This window comes from Caulobacter sp. S45, from assembly GCF_009765965.1.
Taxonomy (GTDB): domain Bacteria; phylum Pseudomonadota; class Alphaproteobacteria; order Caulobacterales; family Caulobacteraceae; genus CAHJWH01.
On record NZ_LMUL01000010.1, the window covers coordinates 94,721 to 118,424 of the forward strand.

A 23,704-nucleotide genomic window follows, 5' to 3' on the forward strand; every position below is an offset into this window, starting at 1 on the left:
TCATCCATGAGCGGCGGAGATTCGTAAGGAAGCTGCTGGGTATGGTGTGGAGATCGTCAACATATTCGGACTCGACGTCAAGCCGATTGCGCCGGTGCGTGCGCAATGTGTCCAGGCGCCATCTTTACGTGCGGACGAAGGTCGTCCCGGGCCTGGGCGTCTCATCCACCGCCAGGCTGAAGATGTCGGGTCGGGAATAGTGGCCGGCGACGTCGAGATCATAGCGTGAGCGGACGATGTCCCGTTGGTCGATCACGGCCGTGAGCAGGGCGGTCTCGGCGTCGAGCGGACCGGCCAGCACGTCGCCCAGCGGGCCGACGATCATGCTGCCGCCGCCGATCAGCGGACGGTCGTCGCGCCAGCCCTCCACCGTGATCCCCAGTTCCGCCGGAGACGGCTGCACCTGGCAGGCGCTGATCAGGAAGCAGCGGCCCTCGTGGGCGATGTGGCGCATCGAGCTGCGCCAGATGTCGCGCTCGTCGACGGTCGGCGCGCACCAGATCTCCACGCCCTTGGCGTACATGGCTGCGCGGAACAGCGGCATGTGGTTCTCCCAGCAGATCGCCGCCCCGATTCGCCCGGCCTTCGACGCGATCACCGGCAGGGTCGAGCCGTCGCCCTGGGACCAGATCAGCCGCTCGGTTCCAGTCGGCATCAGCTTGCGGTGCTTGGCGACCAGGCCCAGCCCAGGCTCCAGGAACACCGCCGTGCAGAACAGCGACGACCCCGCCCGCTCGATCACGCCCACCACCAGGGCCGCGCCGGTGCGATCCGACAGCCCCGCCAGCGCCGCCAGCTCCGGCCCGTCGAGGTCGACGGCGTTGTCGTGATAGCGGGCGAACGTCTCGCGCCCCTCGGGCAGGCGATAGCCCAGGCGCGTGCCGAACGTCTCCCCCTTCGGATACCCGCCCAGCAGCGCCTCGGGCATCACCACCAGCGACGCGCCGGACGCTGTGATCTCATCTTCGAAGGCGAGGACATGGTCCAGGGTCGCGGCCTTGCCCCGATAGTCAGAACCGATCTGCAGGGCGGCGACGACGGTGGTGTTCATGGCGGCGACCGTTACCCCGATTTCATCGCGCTATAGAAGGCGAATGTCCGGGCCAGCCCGTCCAGCCAATCGGTGTAGGCGTAACCGAATTGGTTCTCATCCTTCAGGCTGATGGTGGACGTCTCATTCGGTTGGTTGAGCACCGTCACCTCGATCGCCCGCCCGGACAGTCCCTGGACGTCGGCGATCACATCGCCGACGCATTTCAGTGTCGAGGGGCCGAAATGACTTTTGGCCGCCACATCCGCTCCGCTAAGTACGCGTTCAAGGGCGGAAAGCAATATTCCGACGGCATCCTGAACATATATGTACTGCCTATAGGTGCCGTCAGTTCTGGTCCTGACCACAAGCGGCGTGTCGTTGGCGGTGGCGATACAGACGCTCGGAACCAATCGCTCCAAGTGCACGTCGTTTTCCCCGTAGAAGTTGGGAAACCTCAGAAGATGGATCGGGAGATTGTAGCTCGCACGGAAGCTTTCGACCATGATGTCCGCACAAGCCTTTGAGCTGTCATAGGCGAAGACGGGCCGGTAGGGCGTTTCCAGCTCGCAGTCCTGCTGCTCCCCGAAACTCTTATCGGTGGCGACATAGATCAAAGGCGTCTCGGGACCGGATAGCCGCAAGGCCTCCAGCAAGTTCGAGGTCTCGACGATGTGGGCGTGTACGGCTTCCAGCGGATTCGCCCGGCAGTATCCGACATCCACTATGCCGGCGAGATGGAATACCGCGGCCGGTCGATTGACCGATATCCACCGATTCAATGCTTCCGGATCTCTCCGAATCGAAAGCGGTATGTTGTAGGTCTCATAGCCGTTTCTTAGCAGCGCGGCTCCGAGGTGACGACCGAGAAACCCGTTGAGGCCGGTGGTCCCAATGAGCCTTTTCATGTCGTCTCCGGTGGACTTTCGAGCATCGTCTGCGCGGCGCGGGGCCATACCACACAGCCCGCCGCCGCCGGCGCGATCCGGCATCTGGTGGCCGCTGGTTCCGGGTCGGTCAAGACCAAACCCGTCAGGCATGGCCCGACCGAAAGCCCTGGTCCCGGCGGGGCGCCCGCTGGTCCCGTGTGTGCGCCGTCCCTACAGCTTCACCGTCGGCCAGCCGTCCGGCGTCCACACGATCGGCGAGATGCGCAGGGTGCTCGCGCCCTGATGGGCGGCGTCGTAGGTGTGGTAGACGAGATAGTCGCGGTCCTTTTCGCGCAGCACCGCCTCGTGGCCCGGCCCGCGCCAGTGCATGTCGCCACGCAGTTCCAGCGTGCCGAAGCCCTCGGTCATCGGCTTGCCGTCGCGGCCGAGGAACGGGCCGGTGACCGACTTCGAGCGGCCCATCACCACATAGTAGCTACTGGCCACGCCCTTGCAGCAGTAGTCGTAGGAGGCGAACAGGAAGTACCAGCCGTCGCGCTCGATCATGAACGGCGCTTCCACCGCGTCCGGCGCGCCGACGGGGGCGGGGCGGCGGATCAGGTCGTGGACCTGGCGGTCGCCGGGGTGCGGCTTGCCGGTCTTGGCGTCCAGGCGGATCATCTTGATCCCGCCCCAGAAGCTGCCGAACACCAGCCAGTGATTACCCTCGCGATCCTGGAATTGCGCCGGGTCGATGCAGTTGTAGTCGTCGGAACGCTGGGAGGCGAACACCAGCCCCTCGTCCTTCCAGGCATAGGTCTTGTCGGCCGGGTCCAGAGTGGCGTTGGTGTAGAGCCCGATGGCCGAGCGGTTCGAACCGAAGGTCGAGAGCGCGTAGTACAGGTGATAGCGCCCGTCGATCACCGAGATGTCGGGCGCCCACATCGCCTTGGTGCCGGGCACCGCCTCCTGGGCCCAGGGCGGGAGGTGGTCGAACAGGTTCCCGCGCGCTTCCCAGTGCAGCAGGTCCTTGGACGTGCGCCAGGGACAGTGGTGCTCGCCCTCCTTGCCCAGCTGGTCGCTGCCGAACACATAGTAGGTGTCGCCCTGCTTGATGATGCAGGGGTCGTGGGTTCCGGTCAGGTCGCCGCTCATGCGGTCGCCGAACGAGGTCTCGGCCGGATGGGGCTGGGCCTCCGGCGCGGCCAGCTCGCCCGGAACCTGGGCCGTCGCGAAGGCGGAGCCGAAGGCCAGGGCGGCGGCGGAGACGATTCCGCCCTGGAGCAGGAGACGGCGGGTATGCATGTCAAGGCTCTCCCATGGGCGCGCGTCCGGCGGGCGGCCGCGGCGATGGTTCTGGATGGCGTGGCGAGAGGGGCGGGCCGTTACTTCGGCTCGGTGGAGAACTTGTAGATCGAGACCTGGCGGAACACCTGGCCGGGATCGAGCCGCACGCTCGGGAAGTCGGGCCGGTTGGGCGAGTTGGGGAAGTGTTGCGGCTCCAGCGCCATGCCGTCGGACTGGCGGTAGATATAGCCCTCCTTGCCCGCCACCGTCCCGTCCAGGAAGTTGCCGGAATAGAACTGCACGCCGGGTTCGGTGGTCCACAGTTCCATCACCCGGCCCGACGCCGGATCGTCCAGGCGCACGGCCAGCTTGGGCTTTTCGGTCACGCCGCCGCGCAGCACGAAGTTGTGGTCGTAGCCCTGGCCGTAGAGGAGCTGGGCGTCGGTCCCGGTGTGGATGCGCTGGCCGATCAGGTGCGGGGTGCGGAAGTCGAACGGGGTGCCGGCGACCGGCGCCGGATCGCCCTCGGGGATCAGCACGGCGCTGACAGGTGAATACTTATCGGCCGCGATCATCAGGCGTTGGCCCAGGATATCGCGCCCCGACGATGCGCCGGCCAGGTTGAAAAAGCTGTGGTTGGTCAGGTTGACCACGGTCGGTTTGTCGGTGGTCGCCTGGTAGCGGATGGTCAGGGCGTTCGCTTCGTTCAGGCTGTAGGTCACCGCGACCTTCATAGTCCCCGGATAGCCTTCCTCGCCGTCGGGGCTGGTATAGGTGAAGGTGGCGCTGGCGACCGGGCCGCTCTTCAGCTCGCCTATGCCCCAAACCACCTTGTCGAAGCCTTTGCGGCCGCCGTGCAGGGCGTTGGGCCCGTCGTTGATCGCCAGGGTGTAGCTCTTGCCGTCCAGGCTGAAGCGGCCCTTGGCGATGCGGTTGGCGTAGCGGCCGACCGTGGCCCCGAAATACTTGGGCGTCTTCAGGTAGCCAGCCATTTCGGGGAAGGCTAGCACCACGTCGGCCTTGCGCCCCGTGCGGTCGGGGACGACCAGGGACTGCAGGGCCGCCCCATAGGCGATGATCCGCGCGCTCACGCCGTGGGCGTTGGTCAGCGTCACCGCCTCCACCGGGGTCCCGTCGGCGGTGGCGCCGAACGGGGTCTTGCGTGCGTCGCCTGCGTGCGCCGCGCCGGCGGCCAGCAGCGCCGACAACGCCGTACCGATGATCAGACCTAGCCTCACGCGACCTCCCACTTTTGCCCGTCTGTTGCGATCCACTGCGATCACCCGACAAATCTATAAGTCAGACAATAGGCGGTTTGCCGGCGGGCTTGCAAGAGGGCGCTTGGCGATGGGGAGGGGGGCTGGGCGGTGGATGCGGGCCTGCGTGCTTCGAGACGCGCGCCCGATGCGCGCTCCTCTGCATGACGAAAGGTAGTGAAATCAATCGTCTATCTATGTTCCCATGCGTTCGTCATGCTGAGGAGTTCCGCAGGGGCGTCTCGAAGCACGCGCTCCATCGCCGCCCCTCACAGCGAAAGCCGCGTATCCTCCTGCGCCTGGGCGACCAGGGCCTGCATGGCGATGCGGGCCTCGTCGGGACTGCCCATGGCGATGGCGTCGAACACCTTCCAATGCTCCGGCATGGGGTCGCGGGGCAGGGAGCGGTCGCGCTGCTTGTAGATGGTGGTCCAGCGCACCGCGGCCCCGATGCCGCTGGCCAGCGAGATCACCACCGGGTTGCGGGTGGCGTCGAGCACCGCGTCGTGGAACTCCCGATCGGCCGCGCGGCCCTCGTCGGTGGCCACGGTGTTGCGCTCCATATCCTGCAGCGCGCGCCGCATCCGCGATACGTCGTCGGAGGTGCGCCGGCTGGCCGCGAGGGCGGCGGCCTCCGGCTCCACGATCATCCGCAGTTCGAACAAACCCTTGAGAAATTCGAGGCTTGGCTGGGATTCGAACAGCCAGGCCAGCACCTCTGGGTCGAGCAGGCGCCAGTGGCTTTGCGGACTGACGCGGGTGCCGGTCTTGGGCCGGCTCTCCACCAGGCCCTTGGCGGCGAGGATGCGCATGGCCTCGCGATAGGCGCTACGCGACACCTGCAACTGCTCGCTGGAGGCGATTTCGTTGTCGAGTAGATCGCCGGGCTTATAGGCGCCGGAGACGATCAGGACGCCGAGCTGGCGGGCGATGGCGGTGTGTATCCGCTCCTTGGCGGGCGCCGGTTTCTCGCCCTGAGGGGCGTCGCTCCTACCACGCATTCCGTTCTCCGCTGCCCGATCGAGTTGAGCATAGGCGACGGCGGGAGGAAAAGGGTGAACCGCGCTGTCGCATAAAGCCCTCTTGCAGCCGAATGTACAGCTTGTATTACTCGGACAAAATGAAATGGCGCTGTCAGGCGCCGCTCGATGGTTGGGAGAGACGCATGAACGCCAGGATGTTGCGACCGTGGGCGGCCTTCGCGGCCATTGTAACGCTTGGTGCGCCGGGGGTTTCCGGGCCCGCCTCGGCGGCTCCGACCATCGCCGCGCCGACCCAGGCCAGCGTCGTCGTCCGACTCGACCAGCCGGGCCCGACCATCGACCGGCACGTCTACGGCCAGTTCGCCGAGCACCTGGGGACGGGTATCTATGGCGGCGTCTGGGTGGGTGAGAACTCGCCGATCCCCAACACCCGCGGCTATCGCAACGACGTGCTGGCGGCGCTGCGCGAGCTGCACGTGCCGGTGATCCGCTGGCCCGGCGGCTGCTTCGCCGACGAGTATAACTGGCGCGAAGGCATCGGCCCGCGCGACAAGCGGCCGGTGCGGGTCAACACCAACTGGGGCGGGGTCGAGGAGCCGAACAGCTTCGGCACCAACGAGTTCATGACCTTCACCGAGCTGGTCGGGGCCGACGCCTACGTGGCCGGCGACATCGGCAGCACCCCGCCGCGCGACCTGGCCGAATGGGTCGAATACATCACCTCGCCCACCCGCTCGACCCTGGCCCAGGAGCGCCGGACCAACGGGCGCGAACAGCCCTGGAAGCTGCCCTATCTGGGCGTCGGCAACGAGGTCTGGGGCTGTGGCGGCCACATGCGGCCCGAATACGCCGCGGACCTGTTCCGCCGCTACCAGACCTTCGTCAAGGTCCCGGCCGGCGAGAAGCTGATGAAGATCGCCAGCGGCCCCAACGTGGACGACTATAATTTCACCGAGGTGATGATGCGCGAGGCGGCCCAGTACATGGGCGGCCTCAGTCTGCACTACTATACCGTGCCCACCGGCGTTTGGGCCAAGAAGGGCTCGCCGGTCGACTTCGGCGAGGACCAGTGGATCTCGACTCTGTCTCGCGCCCTACACATGGACGAGCTGATCACCCGCCATAGCGCGATCATGGACAAGTACGATCCGAAGAAGCGCGTGGCCCTGGTGGTCGACGAGTGGGGGGTGTGGACCGACGTCGATCCGGGAACCAATCCGGGCTTCCTGCGCCAGCAGAACAGCCTGCGCGACGCCCTGGTGGCGGCCTCGACCCTGAACATCTTCCACGCCCACGCCGACCGAGTGCGGATGGCCAACATCGCCCAGATGGTCAACGTGCTGCAGTCGATGATCCTGACCGACGGGCCGAAGATGGTGCTGACGCCCAGCTACTATGTGTTCGACATGTACAAGGGCTTCCAGGACGCCACAGCCTATCCGGTGCAGGTGAAGACGTCGGACTACAGCTACGCCGGCTTCACCGTGCCCGAGGTGCAGGCCTCCGCCGCCAAGGGCGCCGACGGGGTGGTGCACGTGGCCCTGGTCAATCTCGATCCGCATCGCTCCGCCGATGTGGCCGTGGCCCTGCAAGGGGCTTCGTTGAAGACGGTGGCGGGCAGGGTGCTGACCGGCCCGGCGATCAACAGCATCAACACGTTCGAACACCCCGGCCTGGTCAAGCCCGTGGTCTTCGCCGGCGCGAAGCTGGAGGGCGGGGCGTTGAAGGCCGTGCTGCCGCCGAAGTCCGTGGTGGTCCTGGACCTGCGCTGATCCCCGACGCCTGACGCCGTCCGTGGCCTGGAGGTCGCGGACGGCGTGTCGCGCCTGTCGGACGCCAAAGGCCGCTTGACGCGGATTTTATATGTCATACAAATGGCGAAAGGTCAGACAAATGAGATCTGACGGGAGGGAAGTCGAATGTCCGCACGCCTACAACTGCTGTCGTCCGCCGCCGTTGCGACGGTCCTTTGGGGGCTGACGTGCGCATCCGCAGGCGCCCAGACCGCTGGAAGCCAGTCCACGGCGCCGATCGCGACGGCGGCCGACACCGGCTCCACGCCCCAGGCCGCGGCTGGCGCTGCGCCCGAGGCGGGCTCCACGCCGGGTTCGGGCAATACGGTCAACGAAGTGGTGGTCACCGGCCTGCGCGCCAGCTTGCAGGGCGCCCAGTCGATCCGGCGCAACTCCACCGACATCGTCGACTCCATCGTCGCCCAGGACATCGGCAAGTTCCCGGACAACACCGTCGGCGATGCGCTCCAGCGGATCACCGGCGTGCAGATCACCCGCGCGGCGGGCGAGGCGTCCAGTGTGCTGGTGCGCGGCCTGCCCAACGTGACCACCGAGATCAACGGCCGGGACATCTTCACCACCACCGGCCGCTCGGTGTCGTTGTCTGACCTGCCGGCCGAGCTGGTCTCGGGCCTGGACGTCTACAAGACGGTTTCCGCCGATCAGCTCGAAGGCGGCATCGCCGGCCTGATCAACATCCGGCTGCGGCGCCCGCTCGACTTCGACGGGCTGGAGGTCGCCGGCACCGTGCGCGGCATCTATGGCGATCAGCGCGACGCGCTCGATCCCAACGGCAGCCTGCTGGTCAGCGACCGCTGGCATACCGGCATCGGCGATGTCGGGGCGCTGCTGTCGCTGTCGTATCAGAAGCGGCGCTATCTGGACGAGACGGCCTTCAACTTCGTCTCCATCGCCGGGCCGACCAATCCGGCCACCGGCCAGCCGCTGCAGATCCCGCAGACCACCGGCGATATCGCCGCGCTCGGCGACCGTACCCGCTATGGCGCGAACTTCTCGGCCCAGTGGCGGCCGAGCAACAATTTGGAGTTCTATTTCGACAGCATCTACACCGGCTATCGCAACAACACCTCGAACGATTACTTCATTGGCATCCCGGGCGCCGGGAATCTGCAGTCGTTCACCACCGAGCCGGGCAGCAACGAGGTCGCGTCGCTTTCCTCGCTGAACAACTTCACCCTGACCAGCAACCAGGCGTTCGAGGCCCGCACCGACACCTTCCAGAACGCGTTCGGCGGCAAGTGGAGCCACGACCGCCTGACGGTGACCAGCGACGCCTCCTACACCTACAGCATCTTCCAGCAGCGCGACGTCATCCTCGACACCCGCTTCAATGCGCCGACCTATGCGGTGAACTTCCTGCAGAACGGCACGCCGAATTCGGTGCTAGGCGGGGTCGACGTCACCAGCGCCAACAACTTCGATCTGAACCAGTTGTTCGACGACCACGAACGCCAGGTCGGCGACGAGCTCGCCCTGCGGATCGACGCGACCTACGATCTCGACCTGCCCTTCATCAAGTCGGTCACGGTCGGGTTTCGCTACGCCTACCGGACCGCCAACAGCGAGGCCAGCAACGGCAACGGCATCCCCGCGCCCGCCGGCTCGGCCATCTCGGCGGCGAGCCTACCGGGCCTGGGCACCCTGTCGCCGGCCAACTTCCTCGGCGGCGACCGGTCGCTGGCGGTGACCCAGTGGTTCAACGCCGACCCGCAATATACGCTCAGCCACACCGACCAGCTGCGCGCCCTGTTCGGCCAGGCGCCCGGCGAACAACCCTATGATCCGGCCCTGACCTTCCACGCCACCCAGCACAGCTACGCCGGCTACATCAAGGCCAACTTCGACTTCAGCGTCGCCGACCACCCGGTGACCGGCGACTTCGGCGTGCGCGTGGTGGACACCGACGAGAGCCTGCTCGGTTTCCAGGTGCTGCCGTTCACCACCAATGTATCGGCGGTGGACTCCACGCCCTCGTACCAGAACGTGCTTCCGTCCTTCAACGGCAAGGTCGGGTTGATCCGCAACGTCTACTTCCGTGTCTCGGCGGGCAAGACCGTGACCTTCCCCGACTTCTCGGCCCTGAACCCGGCGCTGAGCCTGAACTCGCCCGGCCCGACCCTGATCGGCACCGGCACTGCCGGCAACCCGAACCTGAAGCCGACCACCTCGACCAACGTGGATGCGGCGCTGGAGTGGTACTTCGCCAAGACCGGCAGCGTGACCGGCACCTACTTCCACCGCGACATCAACGGCTACATCGAGAACTTCGGCGTGCCGACGGTGGTCAACAACATCAGCTATCTGGTCACTGAACCCGAAAGCACCGGGGCCGGCGAACTGCAGGGGCTGGAGCTGGCCTACCAGCAGTTCTACGACTTCCTGCCGCCGCTGTTCAAAGGCTTCGGCACCCAGGCCAACTTCACTTACATCGACTCCTACACCATGTCCCCCGCGTCGCCGGGCGCGCCGTCGGTCAAGCAGGCGCTGGCCAACGTCTCGCGCTACTCCTACAACTTGGTCGGCATCTACGAGCGCGGGCCGTTCTCGGCGCGTCTCGCCTACAACTGGCGCAGCAAGTATGTGGTCGCCTTCAACGCCGGCGGCGACCAGCCCCAGACGATCATCTCCCAGCCCTATGGCGACCTCGACATGTCGATGAGCTACGCCCTGACGCCCAAGCTGGTGCTGACCGCCGACCTGGCCAACCTGACCCGCACGGTCTCGCAGGACTATTTCGGCAACCCGACCCTGTTCCCGCGCGACACGGCGCGCTCCGACCGCACCTTCGAGCTCGGCCTGCGCTTCCGTCTGTAGGCGGTCTCCCCGCCGCCCGCACCCGGCCCGCGCCCCGATCCGTCAGCCGATGGGTCGGGGCGCGGCTGGACCATCGACAGCCAGGGGGTTTGGGCGCATCAACGCTGCAAAGTAAGACGTCGGAGTGTAGCGTGATGAGAGCCGTGGCGTTGTCGGCGGTGGCCCTGATGGTGTTGGCGCTGGCAGGGTCCAGCGCGCTCGCCCAGCCCCCGCCCATGGAGGCCCTGCCCGAGATCCTGCACCTGGAGCTGAGCCAGCATCCGGCCTGGCGGCTCTACAAGGACTCCGCCGCCGTCGACCGGGCCGAGAGTGCGCGCCAGGGCGAACAGGCGGAAGAGCTCAACGCCCTGCCCACGCCCGCGCGCCTGGACGCCCTGCTGCACCAGATGCAGAAGCAGCAGGCCGCCTTCCAGCGCCAGGCCGAGGCCACGCGCGCCTTCTACGCCGTGCTCTCGCCCGAACAGCGCACCATCTTCGACCAGGTGACGCGCCTGCCGGTGCGTTCACCGCCTCAGGGCTACCGGCCGCAACAGTCCCGCTACAATCCCCCGACCAGCAGCCTGCCGGTCCCGCCGGCCTACGCCCCGCTGCCCACGCCCGAACGCTAGCGAGGGGCGGGGCTACAGCCCCACGCCCAGCCGGTTCAGCGCCACCCCGGCGACGGCGGCGGCGCCGAGCGCCCACATCGGACTGCGGCGGCTGAACACCACGAAGGCGGCCACAGCGGCGGTGAGGCCGGCCGCGATCAGGCCATGGTCGGAGGTGCGCGCCATCACCACGCCGCTGGCGACGATCAGCCCGACCGCGATGGGACCTAACACGCGCTGCAGCCGGCCGATCCAGGGCGAGGCCGACCACCGCCGCCACGCCCGCCCGGCCGCGAACGCCAGCAGCGAGGAGGGCAGGTTCATCGCCACTGTAGCCACTAGCAGCCCCGCCAACCCCGCCACCCGCCAGCCGATCAGGCTGACCAGCAGCACATTGGGACCCGGCGCGGCCTGGGAGATGGCGAACAGGTGGGCGAACGCGCCGTCGTCCATCCAGTGCAGCCGCCCGACCACCTGGCGCTGGATTTCCGGCACCGCCGCATTGGCCCCGCCGACCGCCACCAGCGACAGGCCGCCGAAGGTCTTGGCCAGCGCGAGCAGCACGCCAGGCTTCATCGCGGCGACCTGCGCACGAAGCTCAGCCCCACCCCGATGGGCGCCAGCGCCAGCACGGTCGCCAGCAGGGGCGCGCGGAACGCCGCCACCGCCACCAGGGCGCAGCCGCCGACCAATAGCGCGATGGCGTCGGGCCTGAGCTTGCGCGCCATCTTCAGCCCCGTGCCGATCACCAGCCCGGCTGCGCCGACCGCCACTCCGCTCAGCGCCCCGCGCACGTCGGGCAAGCTCCCGAACCGGTCGTACAGCGCCGCCGCCGCGATCAGCACCGCCATCGGCGCCGACAGCAGGGCCAGCACCGCGATCGCCGCCCCCGCCGCCCCCTGGAACCGGTCTCCGATGATCACCGCGGCGTTGATGGTGTTGGCGCCGGGCAGGATCTGGCCGAAGCCGAGCACGGCGGCGTAGTCGGCCTCCGCCATCCAGCCCCGCTCCTCCACGATCACGCGGCGCGCCCACGGCCCCACCCCGCCGAACCCGATCAGCCCGATCTTGAGGAAGCCCAGGAACAGCGCAGCCTTGGTGACGTGGGGCGGGACGAAGAGCTGGGCGGGGGATGGGGGCTGTAGGGACGGCTGCATGGGGCGAAGCTATAGCCTCCCTCCCCCTCGAAGGGGGAGGGTCGGGGGGGCCACGCTCTCAAGAGCACCGACGAGGCGCCGCCACAGACCTTCGACAAGCCGCCTGCTCTCACCCCCATCCCCGGCCCTTCCCCCTTCGAGGGGGAAGGGAGCAGCCCTCAGCGCGCCGCGATCAGCGCCCGCACCGTGCCCGGCGGACCGTTCAGCGCGTCCTGGAACAGCGCGATGTCGAAGCCGCACATGGCGCGGGCCTCCACGTCCGTCGCCGGCCGGCGCGCGTGGCCGAACATGTCGGCGACCAGGGCCTTGTCGGCGGGGGCGAGCCGGTCCAGCGCACTGAGGGCGAGCGCACGCGCCTGGGCCGGGGCCAGCGGCTGGGCGGGCGCGACCGGGCGGGTGGCGATCTGCTCCAGCACCGCGGCGGTGGTGTCGGCGTCCATCCGCTTCATCTGCGGCGTCATGATCGTGGACAGGTCGACCCGCGCCGACCCGCCGGCCAGCATCGAGATGCACGCGGCCGGCGCCTTGTCGCGCATCACCTTGGCCTCCGCCGTCAGCAGGCCGAACAGCCTGGTCGCCGAGGCGTCGTCGATCTGGCGGGCGTGCTCGCGCACCGTCTCGCCGATGATCGGGGCGACCGCGTTGTGCAGCGCGATCCTGTCGGACGGGGTGGCCTTGGCGACGGCGACGATGCGCTGGTACTTGTCGGGATAGTATCTGTGCAGGATGGCGAGCGTCGGGCTGGACGCATCGATCCGGCTCTCGGCGGAGGGCGCCAGCACCACCCGCGCCGCCATCGATCCGCCGATGGCGGCGATCACACCGAGGATGGGCGCCAGGTTGGCCGTGCGGGTCCCGGGCTTGCCCAGCCGCTTGCCGACGAACCACCCCACCGCCGCCCCCAGAGCCCCACCGACCCCGCCGCCCACAGCGCCGATCAAGACCGCCGAATCCACCACGCCGTCATCTCCGGTTGTGGGCGGGTGGTGTCATGGATCAGGGGAGGGGGGAAGGGTGGAGCATGTAGCCCTTACGAATATCCATTTGTATGAACGAGGGTGACGCTCCGACGCAGCGCCTAAATCTTGAAATGGACGAGCGCGCTAACGAATATATAGTCTAGGTGTTTTTCGGATTGAGCATTAGGCCATATCAGGCAGTGGAACATGTCGGGCGATTATTCAAAATATAAGCACAACCATTATGTGCCTGAATGGTATCAGCGTCGGTTCATGCTGCCTGATCAAGCGAAGCTGCAATATCTTGACCTCAATCCGGAGGTGATGACGCGGAACGGTCACAGCTGGGCGCGAAGAAATTTGCTAATCCGGGGGCCGAAGTTGTGTTTCGCTCAAGATGATCTATACACCACGCGATGGGGAACAATTAGCAATGTCGATATCGAGCGTTTTTTCTTTGGTGAATTAGACGATCAGGCAAAGGCGGCTGTTAAGTATTTCTCCGAATATGATCATACAAAAATCGATCAGAAATCGCTTCACGCATTCATCCGCTTTATGAGCGTTCAGAAGCTTCGGACGCCGAAAGGCCTTGCGTGGCTACGTTCCTTCACCAATAGCCCGAATCACAATTTCACCTTGCAAGAGCTTCAGCGGCTCCAAAATCTCTTTAGTGCGACCTGGACCGACGCAGTCTGGCAAATCGCCGACGCCTCACAATCGCCAACCAAATTCATTGTCTCAGACAATCCCGTTACAATCTACAATCGAGAATGTTTTCCAGGCTCAGCGGTATGTCTTCCGCCGAACGATCCCGACATTAGACGGGCTGGGACGCAGACAATCTTTCCGCTGTCGCTGGACAAGGTTCTGCTGGTGACGAATCGTACGTGGGTCCGTAATCCGTACCAGGACGCTACAAAGATGGGGCCCAACAGACGGCTAATGCGTGACGCAATGTTCAATTTCACAGAAATACAGACTGAGAGAGTTCTGAACGAAGAAGAAGTGCGCGAAATCAACTACATTATTAAGCGGCGCGCGCTTCGCTACATTGCAGCTGCCGAAAAAGATTGGCTCTACCCGGAACAGTATCTACGTTCTGACCATTGGCGCAAAATGGGGGACGGTTATCTTTTGATGCCTGACCCGCGTCATGTGGTGATGGGGGGGAGCATCTACGTTGGCTACAAAGGCGGACGATCAGAGGCCTTTGGTTCGTACGGTCACCGACCATGGGAGCCTGGTTATGAAGATGAGGCTAGAGACGCGGTCGAATCCCGAGCGCTTTTGAAGTTTCAAGATGAATTCTCTGCCATGTTCGGCCCGAAGTACCGGGGTATCTCTATGCAGTTTGGTAGAAAAATCAGGCGCGAGGAGATGGAGGAATTCCACCGACATCATCTTGATCGTGATCGTAATGAGCGAAAAAAACCGGGTGAGCGTCAGAGGCGTCGAAGATTGATGAGAGTTAGTTAGTGGTTGTGCCATGGCCGCCCAGCTTCCCCCGTCCACTCGACAGCTCGCGGGATCGGTGCATTATCCGCGCTTTCGGGGGACCTCATGATCAGAATCTCAATGGCCGCGCTGGCTGTCGCCATGGCTGTGGCCGGGGCTGCATCGGCGGCCGACATCACCGACGATCAGATCGCTGCGCTGAAGATCGGCGCGACCACCTATAGCGAGATCGTCGCTCAATTCGGCAAGCCGATGTCGGTCGAGACCTCATCCGACGGCTCCAAGACCATCACCTACAATTCGAGCCATACGCACGTGAAGGCGGCTACCTTCGTGCCCATCGTCGGGATGTTCGCGGGCGGGGCGAGGGGCGACGTCTCCACCAACCGCTTCGAGTTCAACGCCGATGGGGTGCTGACCAAAACCTGGCAGAGCGAGACCCACATCAACTGCAAGACCTTCGGCGGCTGTAAGAGCCAATAGGTCGGGATGATCGGGGCGGCGCGTCTCGCACCGCCGTCCCTACCGCCCCCTTCCAGACTTCCCCCGCTTCACCCCCGACGGCTTGCCACCGCCAGGTCGGCCGCCCGTTCGCTGGCGCACGCCCAGCCGCGCCCTCGGCGCGTTGGGGTCGGCGGGTTCGGCTTCGCTGAGCATCTCGAACAGCAGGCCGCCGGTGACCGGGGTGGCCTCCAGTAGGCGGACCCGGACCCGCGCGCCCAGCCGCCAGCGGGCGCCGGTGCGTTCGCCGACCAGGGCGTGGGTGCGGTCGTCGTGGACGAAGTACTCGCTGCCCAGCGAGGAGACCGGGACCAGGCCGTCCGCGCCGGTGTCCTCCAGCCGCACGAACAGGCCGAAGCGGGTGACGCCGGTGATGCGGCCCTCGAACTCGGCGCCCTGGCTGTCGGCCAGGAAGGCGGCGACGTAGCGGTCGGTGGCGTCGCGCTCGGCGGCCATGGCGCGGCGCTCGCACATGGTGATGTGCTCGGCGGTCTCGGTCATGCGCGTCACCTCCACGTCGCTCAGCCCGTCGTCGCCGAGTTTCAGCGCGCGGATCAGCGCCCGGTGCACCATCAGGTCGGCGTAGCGGCGGATCGGCGAGGTGAAGTGGGCGTAGCGGCTGAGGTTGATACCGAAGTGGCCGATGTTGTCGGGCGAGTAGATCGCCTGCATCTGGGTGCGCAGGACCACCTCGTTGACGATCTCGGCGTGCTGGCCGCCGCGCGTCTCGGCCAGCAGGTGGTTGAAGCGCTTGGTGGTGGCGGGCTCGCCCTTGCTCCACTTGATGGCGATGGTGGACAGGAAGTCGCCGAGCGAGAACAGCTTCTCCTGGCTGGGCGCGTCGTGGATGCGGTAGATCAGCGGCGTCTTCTTCTGCTCCAGGGTCTCGGCGGCGCAGACATTGGCCTGGATCATCATCTCCTCGATCAGCTTGTGCGCGGGCAGCGACTTGCGCTTCTCGATGGAGATCACCTCGCCCTCGGGGCTGAGCTTGATGCGGCGTTCCTCGGATTCGATCTCGAGCGGCGAGCGGGCCTCGCGGCCGATCTTCATGGTGTCGTAGGCGGCCCACAGCGGGCGCAGGATCGGGTCGAGCAGGGGGCCGGTCGCGTCGTCGGGCTCGCCGTCGATGGCGGCCTGGGCCTGCTCGTAGGACAGCTTGGCGGCCGAGCGCATCAGGCCGCGCACGAAGCGGTGGCCGATCTTGCGGCCGCTGCGGTCGAACCGCATCTCGACCGCCATGCAGGCGCGGTCCTGGCCCTGGACCAGGCTGCACAGCCCCGCCGACAGCCGCTCGGGCAGCATGGGCTCGACCCTGTCGGGGAAGTAGACCGAATTGCCCTTGTCCCAGGCGGTGCGGTCGAGCGCTGTGCCGTTGCGCACGTAGGCGGCCACATCGGCGATGGCGACCCAGACCACGTGGCCGCCTTCGTTGGACGGGTCGGTGTCGGGCTGGGCGTAGACGGCGTCGTCGTGGTCGCGCGCATCCACCGGGTCGATGGTGACGAGCGGCAGGTCGCGCAGGTCGGTGCGGTTCTTCAGCGTCGGGGCCGGCGCAGCCTCGGCCTCCTCCTCGACCTCGGTGGGGAAGCCGGTGGGGATGCCGTGGGCGTGGATGGCGATCAGGGAGGCGGCGCGCGGCTGGTCCTCGCGCCCGACGATTTCCAGCAGCATGCCGGGCTTGGGGCCGTAGCGATGGCTGGGATGGCCGACGCCCAGCTGGGCCACGACCAGGTCGCCGTCTTTGACCTTCTCGGCGTCCTGGCCGGTGAGCAGCAGCACGTCCTTGACCTTGCGGTCGACCGGTTCGACGCGGGTCTCTTTGCGGGCCTTGCGGATCACGCCGAGGATCTTGGTGGTGCTCGATCCCAGCCGCTTGATCAGCTTGGCCTCGACCTCGCCGTCCTCCATGCGCACGAAGCGGACCAGCACCCGGTCGCCCAGGCCCGGCGCGCCGGCGATCTTCTCGGCCTTGTCAGGCGACAGCCGCACCAGGGGCGTGTCGCCGCCCGCGCCGGTCAGGCGCACGAACAGGTCCCCGTCCACGTCGCGCTCGGTCACGTCGGCCACGCCGACCGGGGGCAGGGCGCCGGCCTCGGCCACGCCCCGGCGCCCGCGCTTGCCCAGCGCGCCGTCGCCCTGCATCGCCTTCAGCATGACGCGCAGGCCGCGGCGGTCGGCGCCCTTGAGGCCGAAGTGCTTGGCGATCTCGGTCACGTCGGTCTGGCCGGCGTCGCGGATGTAGGCGGCCAGGACCTCGCGCGACGGCATGGCGGCGGAGAGCTGGCCGTCCGGCGGCGCATCGGCGTCGGTGCGGGGGCGCTTGGGGCGGGGGTGGCGTGAGAAGGGGCGCGACATCTCGGGCACTATAGGGCGTTTGGGCTGAGTCGGCTTTCTCTCCTTCTCGCCTTGCGGGAGAAGGAAGGGGCCCGGCGAAGCTGGGAAGGTTGAGGGGTCTCGCCACGCCATGCGGGAAACGCCCGTCGACCCCTCACCCTCCCATTGCCTATGCAATGGCCCCCCCCTCTCCCACAAGGGGAGAGGGGTTGGCGCCACTTGCCCTGGGCGCCCTCGCCGGGCGAGTGTCGCCGACCTGACCGACTCGCGAGATCCATACAATGCGCCGTCTGCTCCTCCTCGCCGCCGTGGCGATCCCCTCCGTGGCCTCGGCGCAGGACGCCCCCGCCCGCCTGGTGCGCCAGACCACGAGCGCGGTCAGCGAGGCGGAATTGCGCGCCACCGTCGCGCACCTGGTCACCTACGGCACCCGCCACACCCTGTCGGACACCACCTCGTCCACCCAGGGCATCGGCGCGGCGCGGCGCTGGGCGGCGGGGCGGTTCGCGGTCATCGCCAAGGCGTGCGGCGGTTGCCTGGAGATCGCCACGCCGCAGGAGACCTTCACCGGAAGTCGCCTGCCGCCCGCGGGCGCGGTGGTGCAGGACGTGCTGGCGATCCAGCGCGGGACCGCCGATCCGGACCGGGTGATCGTGATCAGCGGCCATATCGACAGCCGGGTGAACGACGTGATGGACGCCACCTCCATAGCCCCCGGCGCCGATGACGACGGCTCGGGCGTGGCGGCGGTGATCGAGGCGGCGCGGGTGCTGTCCAAGCACAAGTTCCCCGCCACCTTGGTGTTCGCCATCGACAGCGGCGAGGAGCAGGGGCTGTACGGCGCGCGCGTGTTGGCCAACTACGCCGTGGCCCAGGGCTGGCATGTGGAGGCCGCGCTGAACAACGACATCGTGGGCAACACCCACGGCCAGAACGGCGCCCACATCGACGGCTATGTCCGGGTCTTCTCCGAGGGCGACAAGTCCATCCTGACCCCCAAGGAAGCGGCCGCGCGGCGCACCACCGGCGGCGAGGACGACAGCCCGTCCCGCGAGGTCGCCCGCTTCATCGAGGGCGTGGCCCAGATGGCGACGCCGGGCTTCAAGGCGAAGATGGTGTTTCGCACCGACCGCTACGGCCGCTCGGGCGACCAGGTGCCGATGCTCGACAAGGGCTTCCCGGCGGTGCGCTTCACCGAGGCCGCGGAGAACTGGGACCGCCAGCACCAGAACGTGCGCAACGAGAACGGCCGCGCCTATGGCGACGTGCTGGCCTGGGTGGACGTCCCCTACTTGGCGCGGGTGACGCGGGTGAACATCGCGGCGATGGCCCTGCTGGCCTCCGCCCCGCCGCCGCCCGAGGCGATCAAGGCTGACGGCGCGCTGAAGGACGACACGGCGGTGAGCTGGAAATCCGCGCCCGGCGCCGCCAGCTACCGGGTCTGGTGGCGCGACAGCACCGCGCCGCGCTGGGAGCACAGCCAGGATGCAACCGGGACCTCCACGGTGCTGAAGGACGTGCTGCTGGACGACTGGCTGGTGGGCGTGTCGTCGGTGTCGGCCGAGGGGTTTGTCAGTCCGGTGGAATATCCGGGCGCGACGGGGGCGTTCGCGGCGCCTGTTCCGGCGGCCAAGTAGTTGTGGGGCTGCGTCCTTCGAGACGCCCCTTTGGGGCTCCTCAGGATGACGTATGTGGATGGGCTGGAAAATCTTCGTCATGCTGAGGAGCGAGGCGTGAGCCTCGCGTCTCGAAGCACGCACTTTCCTTTCCCCACGCCAAAACTGCTGCGCTTAAGCTCAGGCGCGACTACATCGCTCTGATGCTCCGCCTGCCCACCACCGCCACCGCCCCCTTCTGCCCCAGCGAGGTCCAGGGGACCGTGCGCGTGCCGGCGGGCGTTCCGGCCTGGAAGCAGATGCTGCGGTTCCTGGGGCCGGGCCTGCTGATCTCGGTGGGCTACATGGACCCGGGCAACTGGGCCACCGACATCTCGGCCGGTTCGCACTTCGGCTACGCGCTGATGAGCGTGGTGGTGCTGTCCAGCCTGGCGGCCATCCTGCTGCAGGTGCTGAGCCTGAGGCTGGGCCTGGTGGCCGAGCGGGACCTGGCCCAGCTCTGCCGCGACCAGTACCGGCCCTGGGCGTCGCGCAGCCTGTGGGCTATGGCCGAGATCGCCATCGTCGCCTGCGACGTGGCCGAGGTGCTGGGCTCGGCCCTGGCGTTCAAGCTGCTGCTGCATGTGCCCCTGGCCTGGGGCGTGCTGCTGACCGGGCTGGACACCCTGTTCGTGCTGGGCCTGAAGGGGCAGGGCTTCCGCCAGCTCGAGGCCATCGTGCTGGGCCTGATCGCCACCATCGCCCTGTGCTTCGGGGTCGAGCTGGCCTTCGCCAGCCCCGACTGGATGGCGGCGGCCAGGGGGCTGGTCCCGACCTCGGCGATCTTCACCAACCACGAGATGCTCTACGTGGCGATCGGCATCCTGGGGGCCACGGTGATGCCCCACAACCTCTATCTGCACTCCTCCATCGTCCAGACGCGCAAGCCCGACGGCGGGCGCAAGGGTCTGCCCATGGCGCTGCGGATGGCGACGGCGGACACGGTGGTCTCCCTGTTGCTGGCCCTGTTGGTGAACGGAGCGATCCTGATGCTGGCGGCCGCCGCCTTCCACCGTGTGGGCGGCATGCGGGTGGACAGCATCGAGGACGCCTATCGCCTGCTGGCGCCGCTGACGGGCGTGGGGATTGCGGGCGTGCTGTTCGGCGTGGCGCTGTTCGCCTCGGGCCAGAGTTCCACCTTCACCGGCACCATCGCCGGGCAGGTGATCCTGGAAGGCTTCCTGGACCTGAAGATCCCCTGCTGGCAGCGACGCGCGATCACCCGGGTGCTGGCGATCGTCCCGGCGCTGGTGGGCGTGCTGATGCTGGGCGAGCACGCGGTGGGCAGGATGCTGGTGTTCACCCAGGTGGTGCTGAGCGCGCAACTGCCCTTCGCCATCTACCCGCTGGTGCGGTTCACCAGCAGCCTGAAGCTGATGGGCGTCTACGTCAATCCGCGCTGGTTGAGCCTGTCGGCCTGGGGACTGTTCGGGGTGATCACCGCGGCGAACCTCTGGCTGGTGGCCCAGGGCTTCGCCGGCTGAGGTCCGCCTAGTGCGTCCTTCGAGACGCCCCTCCGGGGCTCCTCAGGATGGCGAAACTAGTGGATTCTAAAAACTTTCGTCATGCTGAGGAGCGGCGAAAGCCGCGTCTCGAAGCACGCAGGCCTCGGTGCTCCGCTCGCCAACTCCAGATACGAATACGACGAAGAAAAAGGGCGGCCCTTTGGAGCCGCCCTTTCCAGTAGCGATGTTCTGGACGCTTAGAAGTCGGCGGTGATGCCGAAGAAGAAGGTCCGGCCCAGCGAGTCGTAGACGCCGGGGAAGGTGTTGCCGTTGCCGAGCGAGGGACCCGACGCCGGGAAGTTGTTGGAGTCCAGCACCGGCGGGTCCTTGTCCGCCAGGTTGTTGATCCCCATCCGCGCGGTCAGGCCGTCCTTGATCCGATAGGTCGCCGAGAAGTCGACGTAGTTGTAGGCCGGGATCTTGGCGTCTACCGCGTTGAAGTTGGTCTGGTGCAGGAAGTTGTTGGTCGAGTTGCCGTCGAATTCGGTGCTGCCGATGAAGCGCCACTGCAGCGACAGGGTGAACGGCATGGGCGGCGACCAGGTCAGGCGCGCACGGTGGCGCCAGTTGGGGATCGGGTCCCCGCAGTGGTCGCTGCCGTACAGGCCCGCGCAGTCGTAGGCTCCCCCGCCCGACACCGGCTGGCGGACGAACTCGGTGGTGTAGGTGCCCTGCATCGACAGGTCGAAGGCGCCCACGTTGGGGATGTTGAGCCAGTCGGTCGGCCGGAAGTGGTAGTTGGCGGCGACGTCGATACCCTCGGTGCGTTCGAAGCCGGTGTTCACCTTGGTGGCGGTGATGAAGCCGGAGTTGCCGAACAGGATGCCGGTGTTCGTATCGCGATGGATCAGGTTGCAGTAGATCGGCGTGCCGGTTTGCAGGCACTGGGTCAGCGTCACCGCCGCCCCGCCCACGCCGCTGACGATCAGGCCGTCGATCTTGATGTCGAACCAGTCGACGGTCAGGCTGAAGCCGCGCAGGAAGGTCGGCGTGAACACCGCGCCCAGCGTGATGGTGTCGGCCTTTTCCGGCTGCAGGTTCTTGTTGCCGCCGGTGAGCTGGCTGCACTGGCCGGCGGGGCAGGGGATGATGTTGCCGTACTCGGCCGCCGTGACCCCGGTGCGCTGGCACTGGGCCAGGGTGGCGGTGGGGGCCGAGCCGGCGCAGGGATCGGTGCCGGAGTAGTTGCCGATCGACTGGGCCGCGAACAGCTCGTTGACGTTCGGCGCGCGGACGGCGCGGGAATAGCCGCCACGGAAGCTCAGGTCGCTGGTCGGCGCATAGGTGAACTGACCCTCGTAGGTGTCTGTGCGGCCGGCGGTGGAGTACTGCGAGAAGCGGTACGCGCCGTCGAGCGACAGGTTCTTGATGAAGGGCTTGTCCTGCACCAGCGGCAGGCGGCCTTCGCCGAACAGTTCATAGACGTCGAAGGTGCCGGAGTTGCCGATACGCGGGCCGCCCTGGCCGGCGAGATCGCCGGAGGTGAACTCCTGGTCGGTGTTCAGCGACAGGTTCTCGCGACGGTATTCCGTACCGAACGCCACGCCCAGGCCGTCGGTGGCGAAGGGGCTCTTGACCCCGTACTGGCCGAGGTCGCCGGTGATCGAGGCGCTGGCCACCTGCTCGACGGTGTCGCCTTCCTGGAAGCCGGGGGTGGCCACATAGCCCACAGCGCCCGGCGTCAGGCCGTTGACGTTGAAGATGTTGAGCGGGACGCAGGTCCCGCCGGAGGTGCAGGCCCCCGTGGTGGGGTTCACCAGCAGGGAGTTCTGCGCCTTGGCCAGCGAGACGTCGCCGCGGTATTCCTCGCTGTAGATCGAGGTGCCGTACTGCAGGTAGGCGTCATAGCTCCAGCCCGGAGCCAGGTCGCCCTTGGAGCCGATGTCGATCTTGTAGTCGGTGTGGCGCAGGTCGTTGATGCGCGGGGCGCCGCCGTTGGCGAAGCGGTAGGCGGCGTTCAGGTTGGCGATGTTGCTAGTGCCCGCGAGGTTTCCGCACAGCGCGGCGGCCTGGCTGGCCGACAGCAGCGGGTTGTTGCAGTTCACGCCCACCGTGCTGGCGCCGTTGGCGCCGACGCCCTGGAACAGGCCGCTGGGGGCGATGGCGCTGACGGTGTGGTCGTCGGCGAACATGAAGTCCGAGTACAGGTCGAAGTGCTCGTTCACCCGGTAATGGGCGAAGTAGCCGGCGGTGTAGCGGTCGTCTTCGCGCTGGATGTAGTTGTAGGGGCCGAAGTTGAACGCCAGGGCGCTGGTGTAGGGCACGAAGGTGTTGGTGCCGTTCGGGTTGTCCGACAGCGTGCCGGTGTTGACGCCCCGGCCCGCGAGGGTCGCGGTGGTGTTGGCGATGTTCGTGCCGGTGGGGCTGGTCAGCGAGGTCACGACGAAGTGGCCGAACTGGGTGTTGGAGGAGCCCGCGCAGATGTGGGTGTCGGCCACCTTGGGGGTGGTGCTGACCGCGCTGGAGATCGAGCAGGCGCTGAACGAGCGGGTGTCCTGGGTGATCGGCTGCATGTTGCGGTATTCGGCGTAGGCGGTGACGTTGCCCTTGTCGTCGGGCGTGTTGGCGCCGAACATCGCCGTCACGTCCAAGGTGCGGCCGTCCACCACGCTGCTGGGCACGTGCACCGCGCTTTGCGGGTTGGACACGTTGAAGGCGGCGATGGCGCTGTCGACCGAGCTGTTGGGGCCGTTGGTGTGCTGGGCGAAGCCGCCCTGGGCGTCGATCTGCACGCCCTGGAAGTCATGCTTCATGATGAAGTTGACCACGCCGGCGACCGCGTCCGAACCATAGATGGCCGAGGCGCCGCCGGTGGTGACTTCGACCCGGTCGACCAGTTGGGCGGGGATGTTGTTCAGGTCGGCCGAGGGGGTGCCGGGGTCGCCGGGCATCAGCCGGCGACCGTCGACCAGCACCAGGGTATGGGTCGAGCCGAGGTCGCGCAGGTTGACTGTGGCGGTCCCGGTCGAGCCGTTGGACAACTGCGAGGTCTGGGCGGCGTAGGCCTGGGGCAGGTTGTTGATCAGGCTTTCGACGTTGGTCGTGCCTTCGAGCTTGATCTCCTGGCTGTTGACCACAGCCAGCGGGCTCGGGCTGGTGAGGCCCTTTTGGGCGATGCGCGAACCGGTCACCACCACTTCCTTCACGGAGGTGGCCTGCGAGGCGTCGGGCGCGCCGACGATCGGGGCGGCCGCTTCGGCGGCGCTGGGCGCGGCTGTGGTGTTCTGCGCGGTCTGGACCGTCTGACCGGAGGCGGCGCCGGCGGTCATCGACAGGGCGGCGGCCCCGAACATGACCGTCGAAGCGAGCAGCCGCTCGCGGGTGGTGTTCGCCCTCATAGATCTATCCCCTTCTTCATCCACTCGACTTGGCCGGTGTGGATTCCCCAAAACTGATTTATCGCTGACGCCGATTTTTGGGCGCCGTATTATCTTGAGATGTCAGTATCCAATCGCGTGCACGAAGCAGATTGGCCCGTAGATATTTTTGTTT

17 protein-coding genes are annotated in these 23,704 nt (G+C 67.1%); 7 read left to right on the plus strand and 10 right to left on the minus strand.

What is annotated here, in order from left to right:
- Positions 1-124: 124 nt before the first annotated feature.
- The 5 genes from GSQ87_RS04900 to GSQ87_RS04920 all read right to left on the minus strand — a co-directional run bounded on the left by GSQ87_RS04900 (position 125) and on the right by GSQ87_RS04920 (position 5,443).
- Positions 125-1,051 (minus strand): carbon-nitrogen hydrolase family protein, encoded by a 927-nt coding sequence (locus tag GSQ87_RS04900; protein ID WP_158913830.1) that lies wholly within the window; start codon positions 1,049-1,051, stop codon positions 125-127.
- An 11-nt stretch (positions 1,052-1,062) separates the two neighbouring features.
- Positions 1,063-2,070 carry an NAD(P)-dependent oxidoreductase gene (locus GSQ87_RS04905; RefSeq protein ID WP_158913833.1) on the minus strand — a complete coding sequence of 336 codons (1,008 nt, stop codon included), beginning with the start codon at positions 2,068-2,070 and terminating at the stop codon, positions 1,063-1,065.
- Positions 2,071-2,130: 60 nt separating this feature from the next.
- On the minus strand, positions 2,131-3,204 hold the full coding sequence (locus GSQ87_RS04910) for an arabinan endo-1,5-alpha-L-arabinosidase (RefSeq protein WP_158913835.1): 1,074 nt from the start codon (positions 3,202-3,204) through the stop codon (positions 2,131-2,133).
- Positions 3,205-3,284: 80 nt separating this feature from the next.
- On the minus strand, positions 3,285-4,424 hold the full coding sequence (locus GSQ87_RS04915) for an aldose epimerase family protein (protein WP_254062746.1): 1,140 nt from the start codon (positions 4,422-4,424) through the stop codon (positions 3,285-3,287).
- Positions 4,425-4,711: 287 nt separating this feature from the next.
- Entirely contained in the window at positions 4,712-5,443 is a 732-nt protein-coding gene (locus GSQ87_RS04920; RefSeq protein ID WP_158913837.1) for a FadR/GntR family transcriptional regulator, read from the minus strand.
- A gap of 164 nt (positions 5,444-5,607) precedes the next feature.
- On the opposite strand from GSQ87_RS04920, the gene GSQ87_RS04925 reads away from it, so the two are divergent.
- The 3 genes from GSQ87_RS04925 to GSQ87_RS04935 all read left to right on the plus strand — a co-directional run bounded on the left by GSQ87_RS04925 (position 5,608) and on the right by GSQ87_RS04935 (position 10,661).
- Positions 5,608-7,197 carry an alpha-N-arabinofuranosidase gene (locus GSQ87_RS04925; protein WP_158913840.1) on the plus strand — a complete coding sequence of 530 codons (1,590 nt, stop codon included), beginning with the start codon at positions 5,608-5,610 and terminating at the stop codon, positions 7,195-7,197.
- Between the two features lie 147 nt (positions 7,198-7,344).
- Entirely contained in the window at positions 7,345-10,053 is a 2,709-nt protein-coding gene (locus tag GSQ87_RS04930) for a TonB-dependent receptor (protein ID WP_158913843.1), read from the plus strand.
- 134 nt (positions 10,054-10,187) lie between these two features.
- Positions 10,188-10,661, plus strand: a complete 474-nt coding sequence (locus GSQ87_RS04935; protein ID WP_254062767.1) for a Spy/CpxP family protein refolding chaperone — start codon at positions 10,188-10,190, stop codon at positions 10,659-10,661.
- A 12-nt stretch (positions 10,662-10,673) separates the two neighbouring features.
- Here GSQ87_RS04935 and GSQ87_RS04940 read toward each other — a convergent pair whose 3' ends face one another.
- The 3 genes from GSQ87_RS04940 to GSQ87_RS04950 form a co-directional block, all read right to left on the minus strand.
- Positions 10,674-11,216 (minus strand): chromate transporter, encoded by a 543-nt coding sequence (locus tag GSQ87_RS04940; protein ID WP_158913849.1) that lies wholly within the window; start codon positions 11,214-11,216, stop codon positions 10,674-10,676.
- Positions 11,213-11,797: a chromate transporter gene (locus GSQ87_RS04945; RefSeq protein WP_158913852.1), complete on the minus strand. Its 585-nt coding sequence runs from the start codon at positions 11,795-11,797 to the stop codon at positions 11,213-11,215. Before GSQ87_RS04945 ends, GSQ87_RS04940 begins: the two co-directional genes overlap by 4 nt.
- Positions 11,798-11,955: 158 nt before the next feature.
- Positions 11,956-12,738: a hypothetical protein gene (locus GSQ87_RS04950; RefSeq protein WP_216839010.1), complete on the minus strand. Its 783-nt coding sequence runs from the start codon at positions 12,736-12,738 to the stop codon at positions 11,956-11,958.
- Between the two features lie 225 nt (positions 12,739-12,963).
- On the opposite strand from GSQ87_RS04950, the gene GSQ87_RS04955 reads away from it, so the two are divergent.
- Together GSQ87_RS04955 and GSQ87_RS04960 are read left to right on the plus strand one after the other, a co-directional pair.
- Positions 12,964-14,235 (plus strand): DUF4238 domain-containing protein, encoded by a 1,272-nt coding sequence (locus tag GSQ87_RS04955; RefSeq protein ID WP_158913857.1) that lies wholly within the window; start codon positions 12,964-12,966, stop codon positions 14,233-14,235.
- Positions 14,236-14,319: 84 nt separating this feature from the next.
- Positions 14,320-14,697 carry a hypothetical protein gene (locus GSQ87_RS04960; protein ID WP_158913859.1) on the plus strand — a complete coding sequence of 126 codons (378 nt, stop codon included), beginning with the start codon at positions 14,320-14,322 and terminating at the stop codon, positions 14,695-14,697.
- A gap of 39 nt (positions 14,698-14,736) precedes the next feature.
- On the opposite strand, the gene rnr is transcribed toward GSQ87_RS04960, so the two are convergent.
- Positions 14,737-16,986, minus strand: coding sequence for a ribonuclease R (gene rnr / locus GSQ87_RS04965; RefSeq protein ID WP_254062773.1), 2,250 nt, complete (start codon positions 16,984-16,986; stop codon positions 14,737-14,739).
- Between the two features lie 347 nt (positions 16,987-17,333).
- On the opposite strand from rnr, the gene GSQ87_RS04970 reads away from it, so the two are divergent.
- Positions 17,334-18,689, plus strand: coding sequence for a M20/M25/M40 family metallo-hydrolase (locus GSQ87_RS04970; RefSeq protein ID WP_158913864.1), 1,356 nt, complete (start codon positions 17,334-17,336; stop codon positions 18,687-18,689).
- A gap of 182 nt (positions 18,690-18,871) precedes the next feature.
- Positions 18,872-20,191: an Nramp family divalent metal transporter gene (locus GSQ87_RS04975; protein ID WP_158913866.1), complete on the plus strand. Its 1,320-nt coding sequence runs from the start codon at positions 18,872-18,874 to the stop codon at positions 20,189-20,191.
- A 218-nt stretch (positions 20,192-20,409) separates the two neighbouring features.
- Here the strand turns inward: GSQ87_RS04975 and GSQ87_RS04980 are convergent, their stop codons facing one another.
- A complete protein-coding gene (locus GSQ87_RS04980; RefSeq protein ID WP_158913869.1) occupies positions 20,410-23,550 on the minus strand; it encodes a TonB-dependent receptor domain-containing protein in 3,141 nt (1,046 codons plus the stop codon).
- Positions 23,551-23,704: the final 154 nt, after the last annotated feature.